27 protein-coding genes are annotated in these 21,200 nt (G+C 61.5%); 12 read left to right on the top strand and 15 right to left on the bottom strand.

The annotated features are described in order from the left end of the window. Nucleotides 1-76 precede the first annotated feature (76 nt). Both ACZ51H_RS09745 and ACZ51H_RS09740 read left to right on the top strand, forming a co-directional pair. Nucleotides 77-610, top strand: coding sequence for a CHAP domain-containing protein (locus ACZ51H_RS09745; RefSeq protein ID WP_464801710.1), 534 nt, complete (start codon nucleotides 77-79; stop codon nucleotides 608-610). 80 nt (nucleotides 611-690) lie between these two features. After that, nucleotides 691-1,416 carry a CHAP domain-containing protein gene (locus ACZ51H_RS09740; RefSeq protein WP_464801709.1) on the top strand — a complete coding sequence of 242 codons (726 nt, stop codon included), beginning with the start codon at nucleotides 691-693 and terminating at the stop codon, nucleotides 1,414-1,416. A gap of 125 nt (nucleotides 1,417-1,541) precedes the next feature. On the opposite strand, the gene ACZ51H_RS09735 is transcribed toward ACZ51H_RS09740, so the two are convergent. From ACZ51H_RS09735 to ACZ51H_RS09705, 7 genes are all read right to left on the bottom strand, one after another. Then, entirely contained in the window at nucleotides 1,542-1,817 is a 276-nt protein-coding gene (locus tag ACZ51H_RS09735) for a DUF3297 family protein (protein WP_464801708.1), read from the bottom strand. 30 nt (nucleotides 1,818-1,847) lie between these two features. Continuing rightward, nucleotides 1,848-2,702 carry a S1 family peptidase gene (locus ACZ51H_RS09730; RefSeq protein WP_460986839.1) on the bottom strand — a complete coding sequence of 285 codons (855 nt, stop codon included), beginning with the start codon at nucleotides 2,700-2,702 and terminating at the stop codon, nucleotides 1,848-1,850. A gap of 3 nt (nucleotides 2,703-2,705) precedes the next feature. Further along, nucleotides 2,706-3,128, bottom strand: a complete 423-nt coding sequence (locus ACZ51H_RS09725) for a DUF350 domain-containing protein (RefSeq protein ID WP_449474264.1) — start codon at nucleotides 3,126-3,128, stop codon at nucleotides 2,706-2,708. Nucleotides 3,129-3,363: 235 nt separating this feature from the next. After that, a complete protein-coding gene (locus tag ACZ51H_RS09720; RefSeq protein ID WP_464771363.1) occupies nucleotides 3,364-3,663 on the bottom strand; it encodes a hypothetical protein in 300 nt (99 codons plus the stop codon). Nucleotides 3,664-3,782: 119 nt separating this feature from the next. Then, nucleotides 3,783-5,024 (bottom strand): class I SAM-dependent methyltransferase, encoded by a 1,242-nt coding sequence (locus tag ACZ51H_RS09715; protein ID WP_464801707.1) that lies wholly within the window; start codon nucleotides 5,022-5,024, stop codon nucleotides 3,783-3,785. Between the two features lie 32 nt (nucleotides 5,025-5,056). Then, nucleotides 5,057-5,809, bottom strand: coding sequence for a molybdopterin-binding protein (locus ACZ51H_RS09710; protein ID WP_460986836.1), 753 nt, complete (start codon nucleotides 5,807-5,809; stop codon nucleotides 5,057-5,059). Then, complete coding sequence (locus ACZ51H_RS09705; protein WP_464801706.1) at nucleotides 5,806-6,534, bottom strand: cytochrome b/b6 domain-containing protein; 729 nt, start codon at nucleotides 6,532-6,534, stop codon at nucleotides 5,806-5,808. Before ACZ51H_RS09705 ends, ACZ51H_RS09710 begins: the two co-directional genes overlap by 4 nt. Before the next feature lie 414 nt (nucleotides 6,535-6,948). Between ACZ51H_RS09705 and ACZ51H_RS09700 the strand changes: the two genes are divergently transcribed. Further along, complete coding sequence (locus ACZ51H_RS09700; RefSeq protein ID WP_464793779.1) at nucleotides 6,949-7,458, top strand: outer membrane protein; 510 nt, start codon at nucleotides 6,949-6,951, stop codon at nucleotides 7,456-7,458. A gap of 204 nt (nucleotides 7,459-7,662) precedes the next feature. Here the strand turns inward: ACZ51H_RS09700 and ACZ51H_RS09695 are convergent, their stop codons facing one another. The 4 genes from ACZ51H_RS09695 to ACZ51H_RS09680 all read right to left on the bottom strand — a co-directional run bounded on the left by ACZ51H_RS09695 (nucleotide 7,663) and on the right by ACZ51H_RS09680 (nucleotide 11,323). Further along, nucleotides 7,663-8,580: a DMT family transporter gene (locus ACZ51H_RS09695; RefSeq protein WP_464801705.1), complete on the bottom strand. Its 918-nt coding sequence runs from the start codon at nucleotides 8,578-8,580 to the stop codon at nucleotides 7,663-7,665. Further along, nucleotides 8,577-8,933 (bottom strand): endonuclease domain-containing protein, encoded by a 357-nt coding sequence (locus ACZ51H_RS09690; protein ID WP_464801704.1) that lies wholly within the window; start codon nucleotides 8,931-8,933, stop codon nucleotides 8,577-8,579. The genes ACZ51H_RS09695 and ACZ51H_RS09690 overlap by 4 nt, the downstream gene beginning before the upstream one ends. A 124-nt stretch (nucleotides 8,934-9,057) precedes the next feature. Next, nucleotides 9,058-10,578, bottom strand: a complete 1,521-nt coding sequence (locus tag ACZ51H_RS09685) for a fumarate hydratase (protein ID WP_464801703.1) — start codon at nucleotides 10,576-10,578, stop codon at nucleotides 9,058-9,060. A 100-nt stretch (nucleotides 10,579-10,678) separates the two neighbouring features. Beyond that, nucleotides 10,679-11,323, bottom strand: a complete 645-nt coding sequence (locus ACZ51H_RS09680) for a glutathione S-transferase family protein (protein ID WP_464801702.1) — start codon at nucleotides 11,321-11,323, stop codon at nucleotides 10,679-10,681. 549 nt (nucleotides 11,324-11,872) lie between these two features. On the opposite strand from ACZ51H_RS09680, the gene ACZ51H_RS09675 reads away from it, so the two are divergent. Beyond that, a complete protein-coding gene (locus ACZ51H_RS09675) occupies nucleotides 11,873-13,804 on the top strand; it encodes a ribonucleoside-diphosphate reductase subunit alpha (protein ID WP_464801701.1) in 1,932 nt (643 codons plus the stop codon). Between the two features lie 67 nt (nucleotides 13,805-13,871). Here the strand turns inward: ACZ51H_RS09675 and ACZ51H_RS09670 are convergent, their stop codons facing one another. Continuing rightward, complete coding sequence (locus ACZ51H_RS09670) at nucleotides 13,872-14,126, bottom strand: DUF2171 domain-containing protein (RefSeq protein WP_449474680.1); 255 nt, start codon at nucleotides 14,124-14,126, stop codon at nucleotides 13,872-13,874. 89 nt (nucleotides 14,127-14,215) lie between these two features. Here ACZ51H_RS09670 and ACZ51H_RS09665 point away from each other — a divergent pair, with 89 nt between their 5' ends. The 3 genes from ACZ51H_RS09665 (at nucleotide 14,216) to ACZ51H_RS09655 (ending at nucleotide 17,197) form a co-directional block, all read left to right on the top strand. Further along, a complete protein-coding gene (locus tag ACZ51H_RS09665) occupies nucleotides 14,216-15,271 on the top strand; it encodes a ribonucleotide-diphosphate reductase subunit beta (RefSeq protein ID WP_449474249.1) in 1,056 nt (351 codons plus the stop codon). A gap of 19 nt (nucleotides 15,272-15,290) precedes the next feature. Further along, nucleotides 15,291-16,364, top strand: a complete 1,074-nt coding sequence (locus ACZ51H_RS09660) for a hypothetical protein (protein ID WP_464771354.1) — start codon at nucleotides 15,291-15,293, stop codon at nucleotides 16,362-16,364. Between the two features lie 257 nt (nucleotides 16,365-16,621). Beyond that, complete coding sequence (locus ACZ51H_RS09655) at nucleotides 16,622-17,197, top strand: glycine zipper 2TM domain-containing protein (RefSeq protein ID WP_464771353.1); 576 nt, start codon at nucleotides 16,622-16,624, stop codon at nucleotides 17,195-17,197. On the opposite strand, the gene ACZ51H_RS09650 is transcribed toward ACZ51H_RS09655, so the two are convergent. Beyond that, the gene (locus ACZ51H_RS09650) at nucleotides 17,194-17,634 is read right to left on the bottom strand and encodes a thermonuclease family protein (protein ID WP_464801700.1); all 441 of its coding nucleotides are present in this window, start codon (nucleotides 17,632-17,634) and stop codon (nucleotides 17,194-17,196) included. The genes ACZ51H_RS09655 and ACZ51H_RS09650 overlap by 4 nt on opposite strands. A 311-nt stretch (nucleotides 17,635-17,945) precedes the next feature. Beyond that, nucleotides 17,946-18,263: a hypothetical protein gene (locus ACZ51H_RS09645; RefSeq protein ID WP_464801699.1), complete on the bottom strand. Its 318-nt coding sequence runs from the start codon at nucleotides 18,261-18,263 to the stop codon at nucleotides 17,946-17,948. 137 nt (nucleotides 18,264-18,400) lie between these two features. Between ACZ51H_RS09645 and ACZ51H_RS09640 the strand changes: the two genes are divergently transcribed. The 4 genes from ACZ51H_RS09640 to ACZ51H_RS09625 are packed head-to-tail and all read left to right on the top strand — an operon-like array spanning nucleotide 18,401 to nucleotide 20,315. Beyond that, nucleotides 18,401-18,781: a RidA family protein gene (locus tag ACZ51H_RS09640; RefSeq protein ID WP_464801698.1), complete on the top strand. Its 381-nt coding sequence runs from the start codon at nucleotides 18,401-18,403 to the stop codon at nucleotides 18,779-18,781. Between the two features lie 5 nt (nucleotides 18,782-18,786). Further along, nucleotides 18,787-19,143 (top strand): ArsC family reductase, encoded by a 357-nt coding sequence (locus ACZ51H_RS09635; protein WP_196224626.1) that lies wholly within the window; start codon nucleotides 18,787-18,789, stop codon nucleotides 19,141-19,143. Between the two features lie 51 nt (nucleotides 19,144-19,194). Further along, the gene (locus ACZ51H_RS09630; protein ID WP_196224625.1) at nucleotides 19,195-19,620 is read left to right on the top strand and encodes an RrF2 family transcriptional regulator; all 426 of its coding nucleotides are present in this window, start codon (nucleotides 19,195-19,197) and stop codon (nucleotides 19,618-19,620) included. A 38-nt stretch (nucleotides 19,621-19,658) separates the two neighbouring features. Continuing rightward, on the top strand, nucleotides 19,659-20,315 hold the full coding sequence (locus ACZ51H_RS09625) for an MBL fold metallo-hydrolase (RefSeq protein ID WP_464771350.1): 657 nt from the start codon (nucleotides 19,659-19,661) through the stop codon (nucleotides 20,313-20,315). A 3-nt stretch (nucleotides 20,316-20,318) separates the two neighbouring features. On the opposite strand, the gene ACZ51H_RS09620 is transcribed toward ACZ51H_RS09625, so the two are convergent. Continuing rightward, nucleotides 20,319-20,747 carry an MAPEG family protein gene (locus tag ACZ51H_RS09620; RefSeq protein ID WP_464801697.1) on the bottom strand — a complete coding sequence of 143 codons (429 nt, stop codon included), beginning with the start codon at nucleotides 20,745-20,747 and terminating at the stop codon, nucleotides 20,319-20,321. Nucleotides 20,748-20,957: 210 nt separating this feature from the next. Between ACZ51H_RS09620 and rpmF the strand changes: the two genes are divergently transcribed. Next, nucleotides 20,958-21,137 (top strand): 50S ribosomal protein L32, encoded by a 180-nt coding sequence (gene rpmF, locus ACZ51H_RS09615; RefSeq protein ID WP_081570365.1) that lies wholly within the window; start codon nucleotides 20,958-20,960, stop codon nucleotides 21,135-21,137. The last annotated feature ends 63 nt before the right edge of the window (nucleotides 21,138-21,200 follow it).

Genomic DNA, 21,200 nt, shown 5'->3' with positions numbered 1-21,200 from the left:
TCTCAACTCATCCTGGCTCTGCGCTAAAGACGCCACGGGGTTGATAACGCACAACAAGTCGGGGGTCGTTTCACACATGGTCGGTGCTTTTCGCGCATTTATCGCGACTGCCGTGCTTGCGCTCGGCGCCCTGATCGTGACCCCTGCCGCCGCTGGCGTTCTACAATGCGCACCCTATGCGCGCCAGGTTTCCGGCATCACACTTTATGGCAACGCCAATACCTGGTGGGGTCAGGCCGAGGGTCGCTATGACCGTGGTCATGAGCCGCGCGAAGGCGCTGTCCTGGCCTTCGCCGCCAGCCGTTCCATGCCCGTCGGCCATGTCGCCATGGTGAGCAAGGTGGTCAGCGATCGCGAAGTGCTGCTGACCCATGCCAACTGGTCCTATCGCGGCGGCATCGAGCGCAATGTGCGCGCCATCGACGTGTCGCCCAACAATGACTGGACCGACGTGCGCGTGTGGTACGGCCCGATCGGTGGCCTTGGCCTGCGCTCGAACGCCGCCAAGGGCTTCATCTATCCCGGCCATGCCGGTGAGGCCGCGCCGGTTCAGATCGCCATGGCCGATCGCGTGAACCCGGCCGCTGCCGCCGCTGGCGCTGCTTTCTGACAGTTTAACCAGTTCATAAGAGCCGCCGGATAATGTCATCGGCGGTGGGGCGATTCTCAGTGGTTTGAGGTCGCAGAATAATGTTTCGATATGTTCGCGGGGCGGCTTGGCTGCTGGCGGCGCTGGTCGCCACGCCGGTATTCGGCGCAACCGCTTTGCAATGCGTGCCCTATGCGCGGATCGTGTCCGGCGTGAATATCCGGGGCGATGCGCTGACATGGTGGGATCAGGCGCAGGACCGCTATGCCCGTGGGCACGTGCCCCGGCGCGGCGCCGTCATGACCTTTCGCCCCTATGGGCCGATGACCCTTGGTCATGTCGCGGTGGTCAGCAAGGTGCTGGACGACCGGCGCGTGCTGATCCGTCATGCCAACTGGTCGGTGCCCGGCGCGATTGAGGAAGATGTGTTGGCGCTGGATGTGTCCGATGCGGGAGACTGGAGCCAGGTGCGCGTATGGCACAGCCCGACCGGGCAGATGGGCGCGCGGACCAATCCGACCTTTGGCTTCATCTATCCTTCCAAGCCGCAGTTGCATGCGTTCGAGCCCGATCCCGCGCTTGGCACCAGCGTGCGGCTGGCGAAGGCGGATGCCGAGGATTGGAAGCCGACAAAGGCGGTGATCAAGGCTGACGGAGAGGAGCCGTCTCTGCGCCTTGCGAGCCTTGGCCGATCCTTGCGCAAGGCGGCGCAGGAGCCGAAGCTGGAAATGGATATGCGGGCGATCCAGTTCGCGGATGCCGCGCCTTCCGGGCGATCGCTGCGCGACATCATCGCCGATGTGAAACGGGATGCGCGGCTGCGCTGACGGGTTTGAGCGACCTCCGTTCGTGTCGAGCGAAGTTGGGGCACGTTATGTGCAACCGCTTCTCGACTTCGCTCGAAGCGAACGGAGCTTATTGGGAAGCGCCGGTCCTATGAGGATAGGCCAGCTTATTCCGCGTCGGCGGCCTTTTCCTCTTCGCCGTCGGCCCCATGCTCGAACCAGGCTTCCACCGGGCCGGAGAGCTTGATCGTCAGCGGCTGGCCGTGGCGGTCCTTGGTCTTGCCGGCGGCGACACGAATCCAGCCTTCGGAAATGCAATATTCCTCGACATCGTTGCGGACGCGGTCCTTGAAGCGGATGCCGATGCCCCGTTGCAGCACATCCAAGTTGAAATGGGGGCTGCGCGGGTTGGTGGAGAGGCGGTCGGGAGGCGTGTCGCTCATGGCTGTTTCAGATCCTTCGTTTCGCGCCGCCTAGCCTTTTGGCCGCGCCGCCGTCAACCGGGGCGCTTCGTCCACGTCGCAGAAGATGCGCCGGATCACCCCCTGTTCCAGCCAGGAGGCAAAGCGCGTCTCGGCATCGGCCAGCCCCGCGAAGGGATAGGCGACCGGCTGGTCATTGACGGCACGGCTGGCGTGCACCAGCCGGATCATGGCGTCGGGCGCGGTGGTCAGAATGCGGCCGCGCCGGTCGGTCGCCGCGCTGTTGACGCCGATGACATGGCCATCTTCGGCAAAGACGGGGCCGCCGCTGATCCCGGACAATGTGTCGTCGCTTTCGGGCAGGCGCGCGACCTCTGCCCAGGCGAGCACCGGTTGGGTTTCCTCCGTCCGTCCGCGCCGGGCGCTGGCCGCGCCGATTAGTTCTGATACGACAAGCGCCGCGTGCCCGGCAGGGAAGCCCATGTGGAAACCGAGCGATCCGGGTGCGGGCACGCGATCCGACAATGGCAGCGCGTGATCACTGGGCAGGCCGTCGCGGACCAGCGCGGCGTCGGCTTCCCGGCTCTCCACGATGCGGGATACGGCGCGCGCGACGCCACCGTCCTCCAGCCCGATGCGGGAGCAGTCATGGGTGACATGCTCGGCGGTCAGCCAGGCCCCGTCGCGATCGACGGCAAAGGCAGTGCCCATGCTGTCGGATGGCGCGGCCGCCCGATCCTCGATCACGAAGGCTTCGTCGCTCCATTGCGGCATCGGGCGCCGGGGCGATCGGGGATCGAAGCTTTCGACCCGTAGCGGCGTCGGCTGCGTCACCTCGCCGATCCAGGCGATCGTCAATATGACGCCCAGCATCAGCGGCAGGCAGCCGACGCTCCGCCGCGCCATGGCTTAGCCCGCCACGGCCGCCGCCGTCAGGCAGGCGATCGCGACTTTCATCATGGCAAGGAAGACGGCGGCCGACCGCTCATTCGCCTCGATCCGTGCCGACAGGGAGCCGAGCAGGAAATCCACGAAGCGGAAGGCAATGAGTTGCAGGATCAGCGTGACGCTGCCCCAGATGATCACGTCCCAGACATTGACCGACCCGGCGAGGCACAGCGCCAGAGGAATGGTCAGCCCGATCGCGGCGCCGCCAAGGGATATCGCCGCCGCCTCATTCCCGGCGCGGATCAGGGCGAATTCGTCGTGCGGCGTAATCCACATATAAAGCGCCAGTGCCGCGAGCCAGGCCAGCGTTGCGGAGGCGAGGTGCAGCAGGAAGATGGGGAGCCCGGACAGCAGGCTCTGGATGACGGGCATGGGATCGCTCATGCGACCAAGGATGCCGCAACCTGATCCCCGCTTCAATCAGGGATCGGGTTGCGGAAGTGTTTCTGTGCCCGGAGCTTCGTGCGTTTATCGGCACTGCCTCCTATTTCCGTTCGCCCTGAGCCTGTCGAAGGGTTCTACTTCTTTTTAGGAAGTAAAGGGCTTCGACAAGCTCAGCCCGAACGGGGTTGGGTGATTCAGATTAGAGGCACGATGCTCCAAGTCAGACAGCTATGCCTCAGCGGCAGATACGCACCCGGACGTCCCGGTCGCGATAATAGTCATAGCGCCATTCGGTCCAGCAGCGCTGGCGATAGCGATAATGGCTCCGCCGTCCATCGCGCCAGTAGCGGCGGTCGTTGTGCCAGCGGCGGTCGTCGCGACGGTCCCAATCGCGGTCATGGCGCCCATCACGCCAGTCGCGGTCGCCATAGCCATAATAGCCGCCGCGATATTGCGCCTGGGCGGGCGCGGCAGTCGCGCCCAGCGCGGTAATCGCCAATCCTAGCGCGGTCGCGCCCTTCACGAAGATGTTCATTTCCTCTCTCCTCACTAGCACCCCCGGACGCATGGCGTTCAGTGGGGCTACGGATGAGAAGATGCACTGGGTTGACTGAACCGTCCGGGAACGGCGCTGTCAGCCAGCGTTCAGGGGGGTTATTTGCCGCGCAGTTCGTCCTCGGCAGACACCATATAGTCGCGCGTGATCGGCAGGGATCGGCGATTGCGCGTATATTGAACCTGGTAGTTCACCATGCTGCCATGTTCGAACACCGTCGCCGCGCCCGCCAGATAGAAGGTCCACAGGCGGAAGAAGCGTTCGTCATAAAGCGCGATGATATCCGCCCGGCGCGCCATCGCGCGGGCATACCATTGGCGAATGGTCAGGCCATAATGCAGCCGCAGCACTTCGACATCCGTCACCATCAGCCGCGTGCCCTCACTGCCCTGGATCATTTCGGACAGGGCGGGAATGTAGCCGCCGGGGAAGATATATTTCTGGGTGAAGGCGTCGGTGATGCCCGGCCCATCGACGCGGCCGATCGTATGGATCAGCATCACGCCATCGGGCGTCAGAAGATCGCGGCACTTGTCGAAGAAGGTGCGGTAATGGGCCGTGCCGACATGTTCGAACATGCCGACCGACACGATCCGGTCGAACGGCCCCTCTATATCGCGATAATCGATAAGCTCGAAACGGACATGGTCAGCGACGCCGGCCTCCTCCGCCCGCTGCCGCGCGACCTTCAATTGCTCCTCCGACAGGGTGATGCCGGTCACATCGACGCCGCAGGTGCGGTGCAGATATAGAGCCATGCCACCCCATCCGCAGCCGATGTCCAGCACCTTCATGCCGGGCTTCAGATGCAGCTTGGCCGCGATATGCGCTTTCTTGTCCTCTTGCGCCTGTTCCAGGCTGATCCCCGCATCATTGTCCGCGTCGGGAAAATAGGCGCAGCTATATTGGCGGTCGCGATCGAGGAAGAGGGCGTAGAGGGCGCCGGACAGATCATAATGATGGGCGACGTTCGCTTTTGACCGGGCGCGGTGATTGGCGCGCCAGAGCGTCTGGCGGATCGATTTGAACCCGCGTTTCAGCCGCCCCTTGTCGCTGATCGACTTCCCGCTTTCCCAACTGTTGTTGGCGCGGATCAGCGAGATCAGTTCCATGATCCCGCCGCCTTCGATTGTGACGCGCCCGTCAATATAGGCCTCCGCCATGCCAAGGCGCGGGTCCTTGATGATGTCGAAGGGCACGCGCGCGTCGCGGAACTTCAGCGCGAGCGAGGGGAAGGCCGGATCGGGCGTACCCGCCGTCACCTTCCTGCCGTCGTGATAGATGATGGTCAGCTGTCCCCGTGTGACAAGCCGCTTGATGACGCGATCGAATAATTTCATGGGCGGCAAATTGTCAGGTCATGCAGCGCCCGTCAAATGCCTGCATACCAATCATAATTGGCGCGATCTTCCCAATAGCCCCCTTTGCCGTCGCCGATGCCGGAGAGGGTGCTGACCGCCTTAATCTCCATCAAATATTTGGCCTGCTTATAGCCCAGCTGCCGCTCGACGCGCAGTCGCAGCGGCGCGCCATTGGCTACCCTCAGCGGCTGGTCGTTGAGCGCGAAGGCGAGGATGGTTTGCGGGTGAAACGCGTCGAATATGTCGATGCTTTCATAATAGGGCCGCCCGTCGCCCATGAAGTCAGCGCATTTGAAGACGAGATAGCGCGCGCGGTCGCTCATTCGGGCGGCGTCCAGGACAAGGCCGAGGGGCACGCCGCGCCATTTGCCGATCGCGCTCCATCCTTCGACACAGTCATGGCGCGTGATCTGCTCGCGATGCGGAAGGTTGTGCAACTGGGCAAGGGATAGCGAAAGAGGGCGGCCGACCAATCCCGTGACCTTTAGCCGCCAATCGGCAAAGCCCGTCCGCCACAGGGCGCGATATTCGGGCGTGTCGGGATTGGCGGTTCCGTTGGGCCGGAAGAAGGGAGAAATCTGGTCAGGCCTGAACTCCCGCGCCAGCGCGTCGCGCGCCATCAGGTTGCGCTGCGCCCATTTGTGGAAATTCTCGGCAGAGAATAGCGCGTCCCGCACATGTTCGTTGCGCCCCAGCCGGTCGCATCCCGACAGCGTGGCCGCCGCGCCGAGCATCAGCGTGCGGCGATTGAGGATCAGGCTCATGGCCGCTCTTCCGGTAAGCGGTAGCGGCCGGTGATCATCGATCGCAGCTCGTTCGCCGGGCCTGCCAGCATCACCATCGTTATATGGACGAGGAAGAAGGCGACCAGCGCGAAGGCGGTGATGAAGTGGATCGACCGCGCCGATTGCCGCCCGCCGAACAGATCGACCAGCCACGGCCAGGCGGCGTTCATGCCCGGCGACATGGTGAGGCCGGTGAGAATGATGAGCGGCAGGGCGACGAAGATGACCGCGATATAGCTCGCCTTTTGCAGGACATTATAGCGCAGCGCTGCCTGGCCCGTAGGGAAGCGCAGGCGCGCATGATCGACAATGTCCCGCCAGACATGGCGTGGGGCAAGCTCGCCCTTCCGGAAGGCGAGGTCGCGCGCGATATGGCGGCCCAACAGCGCCCACAGCATATAGGCAAGCAGGGCGAAGGCGAAGACGGGCGCTGCCGCGAGATGCCAGTGCCGCGACATCGCCAGATCATAATGGGCGGGCAGGGTGATCCACTGACCAAAGCGCTCCAGCTTCAGCCACGGCTGATCGAAATTCGCACCGTAATGGCCCCAATAGAGGCGCGGATGGGCATTGAAGATGCCAAGGCCGCTGGTGAAGAGGATGTAGAGCAGTCCGGCATTGATCCAGTGCCACAGCCGCACCGGCCAGCGGTGGCGCAGTACCGGCGGCGGCTTGTCGTCTGAGGGGGTAGGACCGCTGTCCATCGTCCTGCTGTTACCCTTTTGCATCAGTCGCGTCAAAAGCTGCTGTAGCGATCAGAACGTATCCGAAATGAGGTGCCGGTTCATCTTCTGGCCACATTCTCTGTGGATAGGAGCGCTCGGCCTTGCCTCAAGATCACGCTGTGGCGGAAAATGGGGGAATAAGATAGTGAAGAAAAGATGACTGTTGCGAAATAGCATCATCGATCGACAATCTTCATATCGATATTGCAACATTGATCAAAGACAGCCATATGCGCCCTCGCTTACGACGCAAGATCGGGGCAAGCAGGGATGGAGTAAAGGGGTCACTTCATAGCGACGCTCGAAGCTGAAATGCTTCGATACCATGCCTGTTATATATCAAGAGTGCGATCCGCTTCCTGGATAATGCACGTCTTACCGCATGAGGACATTATGAAGACTGTGATTTTCGCAGCTGTTGCTGCTGCCGCTTTCTCGGCTCCCGCTTTCGCGCAGGACGCTGCTCCCTTCACCGGCCCCCGCGCTGGCGTGACCGTTGGCTATGACAGCTTCGGCGACGAAGAAGGCGTAAGCTATGGCGTGAGCGCTGGCTACGACATCGCCCTGACCCCGTCGATCACCTTTGGTCCGGAAGTGACCTTGGGCGACACCACCACCGACGTTCCGGGTACGGACCTGAGCCGCGATCTCGCCGCTTCGGTGCGTCTGGGCTACGTCCTGACCCCGCAGGTCCTGGCGTTCGGCAAGGTTGGCTATGCCAGCACTCGCATTGAAACCACTGGTGTCGGCGGCGCGGCATTCGAAGGCGTCCGCTTCGGTGGCGGCCTGGAATATGCCATCACCGGCAACACCTACATCTCGGCTGAATATCAGCGCACCGAGTATGAAGCTGGCATTGGCGGCCGTGACGCTGGCGTTGTCGGCATCGGCTTCCGTTTCTAATCCTTTCGGGATCTGAAACACAGGAGGGCGGTCCCATCGGGGCCGCCCTTTTTGTTTGTCGGCTTTGGCTTCGCAGGTAGCTTCGCGAAGCTGACGCCGTGAATTGCGAGCAGCCTCGTATGGGGGCGAAGCGGTAAGCGATGCTATGGTGATCGAGCGAAGTCTTGCGTGGGTGCCGGGCTGCTGCCCTCCATCCCCACGAAGCTATAGCGAACCGGCCAGAGCCAGCACCACGCCGCTTCCGACCAGCAACAGGCCCATCACCTCGCCGCGGGTCATCCGCTCTCCAAGGTAGAAGTGACCAAAGCCCAGGGTGAAGGCGACCTCTATCTGACCTACGATGCGGACCAGCGCGACGGGGGCGGTCGCAAATCCGGTGAACCAGCAGGCCGATCCCAGGGCCGAGAGCAAGCCGACCTGCCCTGAAATACGCCAGCTCGCGAAGACTTTCCGCATCTCCGCCGGTTCGCGCAGCAGCAGATAACCGCCCTGCATCAGCGTCTGGAGTGACACGGTGGCCACCAGTACGACGAGGGCGGCCAGGATCGGGTCGCTGCCGCCGACTTCCTGCGTCGCGCGCCTGATGCCGATGGCGGTGAGCGCGAAGAAGAAGCCCGACGCGATGCCGGTCAGCGCGGCGGGCTGACCGAGCGCCTTGAGGAAATCGGCTGGCCCCATGCGCTTGCCGCCGGTCGACAGCAGCATGACTCCGACAACGCCGCAGCCGATGCCCGCCCAGGCGAGTGGGCTGAGCCGCTCACCCATCAACAGGAAGGACAGCGCCGCGCCCTGCACCGCTTCCGTCTTGGAATAAGCGGTGCCAACCACGAAATTGCGGTGGGCGAAGGCCATGATCAACAGGTTGGTGGCGATGATTTGCGCAAGGCCGCCGCCGATGCAGAACAATAGGAAGGACGGGTCGGGGTGAGGCAGGGGCGCGTTGCCTATCAGAACATATCCGGTCAGCAGCAACAGCGCGAAGGGCAGGCCGTAAAGATAGCGGACCAGCCCAGCCGCGTTGATCGACAGGCTATGGCTTACCCGCCGCTGCACCGCCGTGCGCCACGCCTGCATAGCACCCGCGAACAGGGTGGCTGGGAGCCAGATTGGCGAGGTGATCACTTAATCCTCCCCATCATGAGATGGGGAGGGGGGCCATCCACAGGATGGTGGAGGGGAAGCGCGCGGCAGTTGTTCAGGATATGCCGCATCACGCTATCCAGATCGGTAAGAACATCGATTGCTTTGATCCTCAGGACCCTGAACCCCTGCGCCCGCAGCCAAATGTCGCGCCGCTCATCATGCGTGACCCGCTCGATGTGATCATGCCCGCTTCCATCAATCTCAACCGCCAAGCGGGCTGAAGCACAGTAGAAATCCAGCACATAAGGCCCAACCGGATGTTGGCGGCGGAACTTCAATCCGCTTGGCCGTTGCCGCAGCCATTGCCACAGCGCGACTTCTGGTGGCGACATCTCTCGCCGGAGCCCGCGCGCATTGTCGACCGTTTTCCTTCGCGGCGGCATCGCGCATTTCCCCTCCACCACTCGCTATGCGAGTGGTCCCCCTCCCCATCTTTCGATGGGGAGGATGTAAAGGTCATGCCCCTTCGAGAAGGCCTTCCTTCTTGATCTTCTCCTGCCACACCAGCGGGGCGAGGCGGTGGACGTTTTGGCCTTCGCTATCGACGGCGACGGTGACGGGCATGTCCTGCACGTCGAATTCGTAGATCGCTTCCATGCCCAGGTCTTCAAAGCCCACGACCTTCGCGCCCTTGATCGCGCGGGCGACGAGATAGGCCGCGCCGCCGACCGCCATCAGATAGGCGCTCTTATGCTTGGCGATGGAATCGGTCGCCGCCGGGCCGCGCTCCGCCTTGCCGACGCAGGCGGCGAGGCCCTGTTCCAGCATCATGTCCATGAACTTGTCCATGCGCGTCGCGGTCGTGGGACCGGCCGGGCCGACTACCTCATCGCGCACCGGATCGACCGGGCCGACATAATAGATGACGCGGCCCTTGAAATCGACCGGCAGCTGTTCGCCTGCGGCCAGCATGTCGGCGATCCGCTTGTGCGCGGCATCGCGGCCGGTCAGCATCTTGCCGTTCAGCAGCAGGCGGTCGCCATGCTTCCAGCTCTGCACGACTTCCGGCGTCAGATTGTCGAGATCGACGCGGATCGCTTCCTTGCTGGGTTTCCAGTCGACCTGCGGCCATTCGGAAAGCTTGGGCGCTTCCAGATAGGCGGGGCCAGAGCCATCGAGCGTGAAATGCGCGTGGCGGGTGGCGGCGCAGTTGGGGATCATCGCGACCGGCTTGCCCGCCGCATGGCAGGGATAGTCGTAGATCTTGACGTCGAGGATGGTGGAAAGCCCGCCCAGGCCCTGCGCGCCGATGCCCAGCGCGTTCACCTTGTCGAAAATCTCGATCCGCAGCTTTTCGATGTCGTTCTGCGGACCGCGCGCTTTCAGTTCGCCCATGTCGATGGGCTCCATCAGCGATTCCTTGGCCAGCGCAACCGCCTTTTCCGCGGTGCCGCCGATGCCGATGCCCAGCATGCCGGGCGGGCACCAGCCAGCGCCCATTTGCGGGATCATCTCCAGCACCCAATCGACGATCGAATCGCTGGGGTTCATCATCTTGAACTTGGTCTTGTTCTCAGAGCCGCCGCCCTTGGCTGCGACATCAACGGTCACCTTGTTGCCCGGCACCATTTCGACATTGAGCACGCAGGGCGTGTTGTCCTTGGTATTCTGACGCGAGAAAGCCGGATCGCGCAGGATCGAGGCGCGCAGGCGGTTTCCGGGGTTGAGATAAGCCTTGCGCACGCCGTCATCGACGACGCCCTGCATCGAACGGCTATTATCGTCGAACCGGCAATCCATGCCCCATTTGATGAAGACATTGACGATGCCGGTGTCCTGGCAGATCGGGCGATGCCCTTCGGCGCACATGCGGCTGTTGGTCAGGATCTGGGCAATGGCGTCCTTCGCCGCGGGATTGGCTTCGGCCTCATAGGCTTTGCCGAGCGCGCGGATATAATCCATCGGGTGGTAATAGCTGATGAACTGGAGCGCGTCGGCGACGCTCTCGATCAGATCGGCGGTCTTGATGACGGTCATCTTGCCTGCATGTCCCTAATTAGCGCCCGGCCCTGCACGGCGGGTCTTCGCAGGCGCGGCTAATAGGGATTGCGGCCAGAGTCCAGATATGCCGCGTCAGCTATCCGTTGGCATAGGGGAACATGTGCCACCAGGGCTCCTTCTCCTCCAACACGCGGGCAAAGCTCGGCCGCGCCTCCAGCCGGTCGAGATAAGCGGCGAGCGCCGGAAAGCCGCCGCGCATCGGTTCCACCTTGTCGGCATAGAAAAGGGCGGGGGCAGCGGCGCAGTCCGCCAGTGTGAAGTCGTCCCCCGCCGCCCATTGCCGCGCGCCGATCCGATCTTCCAGCATCGCATAGGCCTTGCCCAGCAGGATGCGCGCTTCGCCCACGCCATGAGCATCGCACGCATCGTCGGGCCGCAGCCGGTCGGCCACGATCTTCTGCATCGGCGTCATCACATAATTGTCGAACAGCCGGTCCATCAGCCGCACCTCCAGTGCCTGGGCGGGATCGGCGGGGATCGGGCGGAAGGGGCCGGGGCACTGCTGCCCCAGATATTCGATGATGATGCTCGCCTCGGCGACCGTCTGGTCCCGCGCCTCGTCGCGCAGCACCGGGAACTTGCCCAACGGCCAAAGCGCGAGCCAAGCCTCCGCCACGCCGGGGTCCTCCATCATCGCCCGTTCGAACGATGTGTCATTCTCGTAAAGGGCGATCAGCACCTTCCAGCAATAGGAGGAAAGGGGGTGATAATAGAGAATCATCGGCTCTGCCTCTTTGCATGGTCCGGGGGGGTAAGATCGTGCCTCTTACCATGGTTTCCGGGCGGTTTCTCGACGGCTCCTCATCCACAGTTGATCCACATCAGCTTGTGGATAAGTTGTGGATGAACCACCATCCTTAGCGGAACAGGGCAGGGGTACTGACCTGATCCCGGCAATTTCGGGCCTAAGCGAAAATTATTTTCGTTCTCAAATTGTTTCCCTTGCCTTTTGCAGGACCGTGGGAAGTCGGCGCGTCGCTGCAATGCAGGATGACCGCCATGCCATGCAGATAGCATCTCCTCCGCCGCCCGGAGTCTTCATACCGTCATTTACCCTCTTGCAAGCAGATCAAGCTGTGGCACTATCCCTTGTATCGGGTTAACGGGGGTTACCCAACAGATTGTGATTGCACCGGCCGGATCGTTTTCCGGGCGAGAGGCGTTTTGTCTCATGCGATCCGCTGCTGGCGCACCCCGCTGCCGTTCCGGGCGGCCTTACAAGATGAGGCTTGACCGAATCGAACGAAACAGGAACATTCGGGGGCTCGGAATGGATTTTCGTGACAGCGAACAGACAGGTGCAAGTGACGTGGCGACGGTAATCGACGAAGTGGTGGAAGCAGTGGCGGAAAAGAAGGCTGTGCCAGCCAAGGAAGCCGTGCGTTCTTCATCGTCCATCCAGGCGCGCCGGTTCGACGTGGTCACGGACGAAAGCCGCGATGCGCTGCTGACGGAGTTTGGCAAGGACACGCTGAAGGACCGCTATCTGCTGCCCGGCGAAAATTATCAGGACCTGTTCGCCCGCGTCGCGGCGGCCTATGCCGATGATCAGGACCACGCCCAGCGCGTCTATGATTATATCTCGCGCCTCTGGTTCATGCCCGCGACGCCCGTGCTGTCGAACGGCGGCACCGGCCGCGGCTTGCCGATCAGCTGCTATCTGAACAGCGTGGACGACAGCCTGGAAGGCATCGTCAACACCTGGAACGAGAATGTGTGGCTGGCCTCGCGCGGCGGCGGCATCGGCACCTATTGGGGCAGCGTGCGCGGCATTGGCGAGCCGGTCGGTCTCAATGGCAAGACCAGCGGCATCATCCCCTTCGTCCGCGTGATGGACTCGCTCACCCTCGCAATCAGCCAGGGCAGTCTGCGCCGCGGGTCTGCCGCCTGCTATCTCGACGTCTCTCATCCGGAGATCGAGGAGTTTCTGGAAATCCGCAAGCCCAGCGGCGACTTCAACCGCAAGGCATTGAACCTCCACCACGGCGTGCTGCTGACCGACGAGTTCATGGAAGCGGTGCGCACCGGCGCTGAGTTCTCGCTCAAATCGCCCAAGGACGGCTCCGTCCGTGGCACGGTCGATGCGCGCAGCCTGTTCCAGAAGCTGGTGGAAACCCGCCTGGCGACTGGCGAGCCCTATATCGTCTTCTCCGACACCGTGAACAGCATGATGCCCAAGCATCATCGCGATCTCGGCCTGAAAGTTTCGACTTCCAATCTTTGTTCAGAAATCACACTGCCGACGGGTCGCGACCATCTCGGCAATGACCGGACGGCGGTCTGCTGCCTTTCGTCCCTGAATCTGGAAACCTGGGACGAATGGAACAAGGACCCCGTCTTTGTTGAGGACGTCATGCGCTTCCTCGACAATGTGCTGCAGGATTATATCGACCGTGCGCCGGACGAAATGGCGCGGGCGAAATATTCGGCGGGACGTGAACGGTCAGTGGGCCTGGGGGTGATGGGGTTCCACTCCTTCCTCCAGGCCCGTGGCCTTCCTTTCGAAGGGGCGATGGCCAAGAGCTGGAACCTGCGCATCTTCAAGCATATCAGCGAGAAGGTGAACGACGCCTCGATGCAGCTCGCGGTCGAGCGTGGGCCGTGCCCCGACGCCGCCGACATGGGCGTCATGGAACGGTTCAGCTGCAAGATGGCGATCGCGCCCACCGCGTCGATCAGCATCATTTGCGGCGGCACTTCGGCCTGTATCGAACCGATCCCGGCGAACATCTACACGCACAAGACGCTGTCCGGCAGCTTCGTGGTGAAGAACCCCTATCTGGAAAAGATCCTGCGCGACAAATCGAAGGATTCGACCAACGTCTGGAACACGATCCTCGAACGTGGCGGGTCGGTCCAGCATCTCGATTTCTTGAGCCAGGAAGAAAAGGACACGTTCAAGACCAGCTTCGAAATCGACCAGCGCTGGCTGCTTGAGCTCGCGGCCGATCGGACGCCCTTCATCGATCAGGCGCAGTCGCTCAACCTGTTCATTCCGGCGGACGTGGAAAAGTGGGACCTGATGATGCTCCACTTCCGTGCCTGGGAACTGGGCATCAAGTCGCTTTACTACCTGCGGTCAAAGTCGGTGCAGCGCGCGGGCTTCGCGGGCGGGGTGGAAGCCGACAACACGATCGACGCACCGAAATTCGAGTTGGCTGGGGGAAGCACAGACTATGACGAATGTCTTGCGTGCCAATGAGCTAATGGGGGGGATGGGCGCGGCGGTGGCAACACTGACCGCGCCCACACAATCAGCCCCGGAGGCCTTACCCCTCGTCCTGTTCTTCTTCAAAGAGGACGGCGTTGGCACCGGTCGCAGACAGCCGCACAGTGCCATCCTCATCAACCCCGGCGATCAGTCCCTGGCTGATATAATGATGATGCCCGGAGTGACTTCCCTGGCCGCTATCCGCCTTGATCAGCTTGATACGATCGCCATCGACGTGATCGACAGTGCCGACATGGACGCCATCAGCGCCGATAACCTCAGCATGTTCCTTGATGCTGGTAAGATCAACCATCATATTGCTCCTGTGCCGGGAATGACAGGGACTGAACGTCCCGCGCCCGCGCAGGTTGCGCTTGTCCATTAATTCGCGGAGCCGACCCAATGCCCCTTCTTCAAGCCAGCAAGGTCTACAAGCCTTTCGAATATCCCTGGGCCTATGAGTTCTGGAAGCGCCAGCAGCAGCTGCACTGGCTGCCCGAGGAAGTGCCGCTGGGCGAGGATTGCCGCGATTGGGCGCAGAAGCTGTCCGATCACGAACGCAACCTGCTGACCCAGATCTTCCGCTTCTTCACTCAGGCCGACGTGGAAGTGCAGGATTGCTACCACGAGAAATATGGCCGCGTGTTCAAGCCGACCGAAGTGAAGATGATGCTGACCGCGTTCAGCAACATGGAAACGGTCCACATCGCCGCCTACAGCCATCTGCTCGACACGATCGGCATGCCTGAAACCGAATATTCGGCGTTCATGCAGTATAAAGAGATGAAGGATAAGCATGACTATCTGAGCCAGTTCGGCGTCGATACGGACGAGGATATCGCCAAGACGCTGGCCATGTTCGGCGGCTTTACCGAAGGGCTCCAGCTCTTCGCTTCCTTCGCCATGCTGATGAACTTCCCGCGCTTCAACAAGATGAAGGGCATGGGCCAGATCGTCACCTGGTCGGTGCGCGACGAGACGCTGCACTGCGAAGGCATCATCAAGCTGTTCCACGCCTTCACCAAGGAACGCGACTGCCTGACGCCGTCGGTCAAGGACGACATCATGGACATGTGCCAGAAGACGGTGCGGATCGAGGACGCGTTCATCGACCTCGTCTTCGAAATGGGGCCTGTGCCTGGCATGACGCCCAAGGACATCAAGAAATATGTCCGCTACATCGCCGACTGGCGCCTGGGGCAGTTGGGCCTCAAGCCCATCTACATGATCGACGAACACCCGCTGCCGTGGCTTACTCCGCTGCTGAACGGGGTGGAGCACGCCAACTTCTTCGAAACCCGCGCGACCGAATATTCGAAGGGCGCGACGCGCGGCCAGTGGAACGAGGTTTGGGATGCCTTTGATCGCCGGAAGCAGCTCAAGGCTGGCGATGCGGCCAATGCCGATGAGGTGAGCGATCCGGATATGTTCAAGGCCGCCGGGATCGCTGCGGAGTAAATTAGCTGAGGGTGATTAAATGACGAGTCCAGCGCAGCGCCACACGCGAGTAAAAGCTGCAAACGACAGCCCGAGCCCCATTGTGGAAGAGCTGAATGAAACTCAGCTTGCGTTGAAGCGCGTCCAAGATTTTGAAGTTTCTTCCTTGGTCCGAGAAAATGACCTTGGTAGCAAGTTTGCTTTTAAAGAGGTTGTTGATCCAGCGAACAAAGTAATTGATCTCTTCAAAATGATATCCCTCTCACAGCTTCATTTCTTTCCTGAGCGTCAAAAGACAATTATAAGGGATGAAGCTAATGCTTTTTACAACTTATTGGATCAGTGCCTGAAATTCGACCTTGAGTCCGCTCAGCCTGCTCCTATGGACGCCAAAATGAACTTGGTGAACCAAGTGACAAGCCGGTATCAGTCTATATTTGACCAGCTGTTTCTTTTGATTTCTTTTGCAACTGCTCGGTCTCAAGATTTCTCTCGTCTTGAAAGAGAGGCGAGAGCAGCGTCTCAGTCAGCGCGCGATCAAGCGGAAAGGTTGATGAGCGATCTATCAGAACAGAAGTCGGCCGCCGATTCTATACTAACGGAAGTGCGGGCCATCGCTGCGGAGCAGGGGGTAAGCAAACAAGCAATACACTTCAAAAGTGAAGCAGATAGTCACAAGGATTTGTCAGATACTTGGTTCAAACGGACTGTTTGGCTCTCCATCGGCTTAGCGTTTTACGCTGTAGCATCGTTGTTTTTCCACCGTGTCCCCGGCCTTGATAACTTAGACGGTTATCGTGGTGGCCAGCTAATTATCAGTAAAGTTTTGATATTCGCCGTTATAGCTTACATGCTGTTCCTCTCTGCTAGGAATTTCATGTCTCACAAGCACAATGAGGTTGTGAACCGACATAGGCAGAATGCCTTAGCTACGTTTACTGCCCTCGCCGAAGCTACATCGGATGCGGCAAGCTCAGACATTGTATTAAGTCATGCTGCGGCATGCATTTTTTCTCCTCAAGACACAGGGTATGCTAAGGGCGAGGGAGGCCACTCTGAAGGCGTTCCGAGTCTGCAACTAATACCAAGGATTGGAAACGTCGGCTCGGCTTAACTCGTGGCCGACCGGAGTAATATTTCTATTCCGCTGTCCTATACACTCTCACCCCGCTACATCCTCCAGCGGCTCTTTCACCCTGTAGGAAATTTCGCCGAAAACCGCGCTTTTCCGCGGCCCTGTCGTGTCACCTTTGTCACCCTGACGCGTACCTTGCGCGGGGGTGAACGGCAGGTTTTGTTCCGTTCATGCAACGTCCATCGGCGATCATGTGTTTAGACCTTCAGCCTGATAAACTGGCAAGGAGTAGACCCATGAAGATCAGCCTGAAAGCCGCGCTTTCGGCGCTTTCGCTGGGCGCGATGGCGCTGGGCAGCGTGCCCGCTCTTGCGCAATCCCGTGATTGGCGGGAAAACCGCGAAGACAGGCGCGAAGCCCGCCGAGAGTATCGCGAGGATGTCCAGGACGCGCGCCGTGATTATCGCAGGGATGTGCGGGAAGCCCGCCGCGACTGGCGCGATGATCGCCGCCACGACAATGGCCGTCACAAGGGTCATTGGAAACGTCCCGGTGGGGTCGTTTATAGCTATGACTGGAACCGCCCGGATCGCCGCTATGGCAGTCGATATCGGCCCGATCGCTATTATCGCAGCGGCTATGAGCCGATCCGCGTGACGCGCGGGACGCGGATCTATCGCGGCTATGATGATCGCTATTATTGCCGCCGTTCGGACGGCACGACGGGCCTGATCGTTGGCGCGGCGCTGGGCGGGTTGCTCGGCGGGCAGCTGGATCGCGGCTATTCGAACACTGCTGGCGTGCTGATCGGCGCGGGTGCGGGCGCTCTGCTCGGCCGCGAGATCGACCGCGGCGGTATCAGCTGCCGCTAACTACGGCACCATGGCTGGCGCGCTCCGGTCCAGGGGCGCGCCAGACCTTCGGCGACCAGCAATGCGCCGATCGACCGGCCCTGCCGCGTCACGATGCGCAGGGTCCGCCCATAGCGATCCCGTTCCCGCTCTACCGGCAAGAGTGAAAAGGCGCCCGCATTGAGCAGCGCCAGCAGCCGCTGCGTTGCCCGCATGCCCAGCGCGCCCTCGCCACTGCAACGCGGCCCGTGGGTTTCCGGCGTGTCGATGTCGGCGATCCGGATTTTGGTCCCCTCCATCCAGAAAGTATCTCCATCGACCACGCAATCCGGCCCGCCCATGCCGTGGCACAGGCCGAAGCGTGTCGAAGGATTTTCCGCCCGGACAGGCTCCGCTGATCCGATCAGCAGGAGGTGGAGGGTGATGAGGGGAGGGAGCAACTTGCACAGGTGGATCATCCCGCCAGCCTAGGCTGCGTTGCTGGCGGTGCGCGGCGAAGCTGATCCGTTTACCCTCCGTTATGGCGGCTTTGGGCCTTTAGGGCTTCGTGATCTTTATCTGGATCACTCAATTCCGTTCGGGCTGTCCGAACGAGTCACTTGCCTCATTCGGATGTCGAAGCCCTCTTCTTTATAAAAAAGAAGAAGGACCCTTCGACAGGCTCAGGGCGAACGGTAACACGGGCAGTACCGATTTAGGGCGCGACGCTCTATCGACCGACGGCCGGAAGGCGCGTGAAGGGGAGCGCTCGCCTTATCCCGCGTCGGCGCTATTCCTCGTCCTCGGTGTTGCCGAGATAGTCTTCCTCATCGTCCATCTGCGGTTCGCCTGCGAAGGCGTCATTGTCGATCCGTCCGGAACGGTTCATTTCCTCCATCCGCTCGACCAGGTCGGGCGTGTCTTCGGGGATGATCTGCGCGGGGTTTGGGGTTCCGCCCCGTTCGCTGTCCTCCGCCAGGTCGGTGCTGCGCGCGCGGGCGTCGTCGGCGACATCCTGCGCCTGCGATCCCCGGTCTCTCTGCTCGTCATTTTCCTCGATATCGTCGGGAAATCGGTCCTTGTCCGACTGATCCTTTGGCTGGTCCATGGCATGTCTCCTTGCCTGCCCAACCGATCAACCAGGGCGCCCGTTCCATGGCTGTCCAAAAGGCGCTGGACAGGGGAGACGGCAGGGGGCAAGAGCCGCCCGATCCCTTTCATCGCTACCCCTTCGAAGGAAATCCCATGTCCCGCAAACTCATCTCCTCGGGTTCGCCTTTCGAGGCGCAGGTCGGCTATTCGCGCGCCGTGGTTCAGGGCGACTGGTGCTTCGTCGCCGGCACGACCGGGACTGATCCCGAAACCAAGACGATGCCCGAAAGCGTCGTCGATCAGGGCGTCAACGCGCTGAAGGTCATCGGCAAGGCGCTGGAAGAAGCAGGCTTTTCCTTCGCCGACGTCGTGCGCGTGACCTATTATATCACTGACCCGGCCTATTGGGATGAACTGGGCAAGGCGACCGCGCCCGTGTTCGGTGAGATTCGTCCGGCCGCAAGCTGCGTCGTCGTCGGCCTTATCAAGCCGGAGATGAAGATCGAGATCGAAGTCACCGCGTTCAAAGGCTGACCCCCATGATTACCATGTATGGCATCAAAAATTGCGACACCATCAAGAAGGCGCGCAATTTCCTGGACAATGAGCGGGTCTCCTACAGCTTCCACGACTATAAGGTGTCGGGCGTGGACAAGGGCAAGCTGGAAGAGTGGGTGATGGAACATGGGTGGGAAACCATCCTCAACCGTTCCGGCACGACCTTCAAGGCGCTGGACGCAGGCGACAAGGCGCATATCGACGCGGAAAAGGCGATCCTGCTGATGAGCACCAACCCGTCGATGATCAAGCGGCCGATCCTGGATGTTGGCGGGCGGACCGTCGTTGGCTTCAAGGCTACGACCTATGAAGAAGCGTTGAGCAAGGTGAAGGCCTGACTGGCTGCGCGGCGGCTTGTCAAATGAGGCGCGGGGGCGAATAACGGGAATATGCTTTCGCAGAAGACCCGTTACGCCATCCGCGCTCTCCAGCATCTTGCCGACCGCTACCGCCAAGGCCCCGTGCCGCTGAACGAGATTGCGACGCGGCAGAATATTCCGGCGAAGTTCCTGACGGTCATCCTGTCGGAACTGTCGCGCGAAGGGCTGGTGGCGACGCAGCGGGGGCGGGACGGGGGCTATTGGCTCGCGCTGGCTCCGGTCGACATCAGCTATGGCGACATCGTGCGGCTGACCCGTGGATCGCTGGCTCTGACGCCCTGCGCCAGCCGATTCGCGCATGAGACCTGCACCAACTGCCTCCCCGAATCGGAATGCAGGCTGCACCGCGTGATGCTGCGCGTGCGGGACGAGACAGCGAAGGTGCTGGACGGGATAAGCCTTGCTGAACCGCTGGCGATGGAAGACGCGGGCTAGCTCTTGCGCCCCACGCCCGCCTTCGCCACATCTCCGCCATGACCACGCCTCCGCTAAAAGCCGCCCTGATTCCCGTCACTCCCTTGCAGCAGAATTGCACGCTCTTCTGGTGCACGGCCACCAACCGTGGTGCTTTTGTCGATCCGGGTGGGGACCTCCCGCGGCTGAAGGCCGCTGCGGAGCAGCAGGGCGTGACGATCGAAAAAATATTGGTGACGCACGGCCATATCGACCATTGCGGCGAGGCGGGCACGTTGGCCAAGGAACTCGGCGTTCCGATCGAAGGGCCGCATGAGGCGGATCGCTTCTGGATCAGCCGTCTGGAAGAGGACGGCCGCAATTACGGCGTGAACGGAAAGATCTTCGAGCCTGACCGCTGGCTGGCCGACGGCGATCAGGTGACGGTCGGCGATCTGGTGCTGGACGTCTATCATTGCCCCGGCCACACGCCCGGCCATGTCGTGTTCCATCACGCGCCCAGCAAGCTGGCGATCGTCGGCGACGTGCTGTTCCAGGGATCGATCGGCCGCACGGATTTCCCGATGGGCAATCACCAGCAGCTGATCGACGCCATCACGGGCAAGCTTTGGCCTCTGGGCGGCGACACTGCCTTTGTCCCCGGCCACGGCCCGATGAGCGATTTCGCCCATGAGCGCCGCACCAATCCTTTCGTTGGTGACGCGGTCCTCGGCTAACGGCTAGCGCGCGGCCATGGCTGGTGGTGCAGGCACCGCGCGGGTCGCGTGATAGGCGACATATAGCGCCGCCATTGCCAGCGCCGCCGTCACCACCCAGGTGAGCATCGCGCCGCCTGCCCGCCAGGCGGTGGGGCGGTCGGCGTCCATGCCGATTCCGTGCGATGCGCGCGCTATGACATAGGTCAGCGCGCCTATCCACAGCCACAGCGGCGATCCTATGGCCAGCTCGATAAGGGCGAAGAGGATGAGGATGATCGGCGTATATTCGATAAAGTTCGCATGTGCCCTTATCCGCCGGGCGAGCAGCGGATCGCCGCCATCGCCATGCAATACCTTGCTGCCGACGCGAATCCGGGCGCAGCGAAATGCGAGCCATAGGTTGAGAAGCGCGCAGGCCGCGGCCAAGGTCAGCGTGATCGGCAACAGCATCGCATGTCTCTCCCTATCCTTACGTTGGCGGTACAATAGGCGGCCATCGTTTCGGGGCAAGGAAGGACTTGCGCCCCTGCCAAAAAACGCTATAGGCGCAGGGCTTCGCGATCACCCGGGCCGCATGGGTCTGCGGCGCCTGTGGCGTCGATATTCATCGGATTTCGGCCAGTCGCTTAACCAGATCTAATTATGGAATAAGGTGCCGACATGGCTGTCCCCAAGAGGAAAACTTCCCCGTCCCGTCGCGGCATGCGTCGCAGCCACGACGCGCTGCGCGTTGAAGCGTTCCAGGAATGCTCGAACTGCGGTGAACTCAAGCGCCCGCATAATCTGTGCGACGCCTGCGGCCACTATAACGGCCGCGAAGTCGTTGCCGTCGGGGCCTGACGACACACTCCCTCCTGCAAAGGTGTCCTGAAGTGTCCAGCCAACCGCGAATCGCAATCGACG

This window comes from Sphingobium sp. TomMM15, from assembly GCF_055397045.1.
Note: the sequence above shows the minus strand (reverse complement) of the source record. Positions and strands in the feature narration are given on the sequence as shown.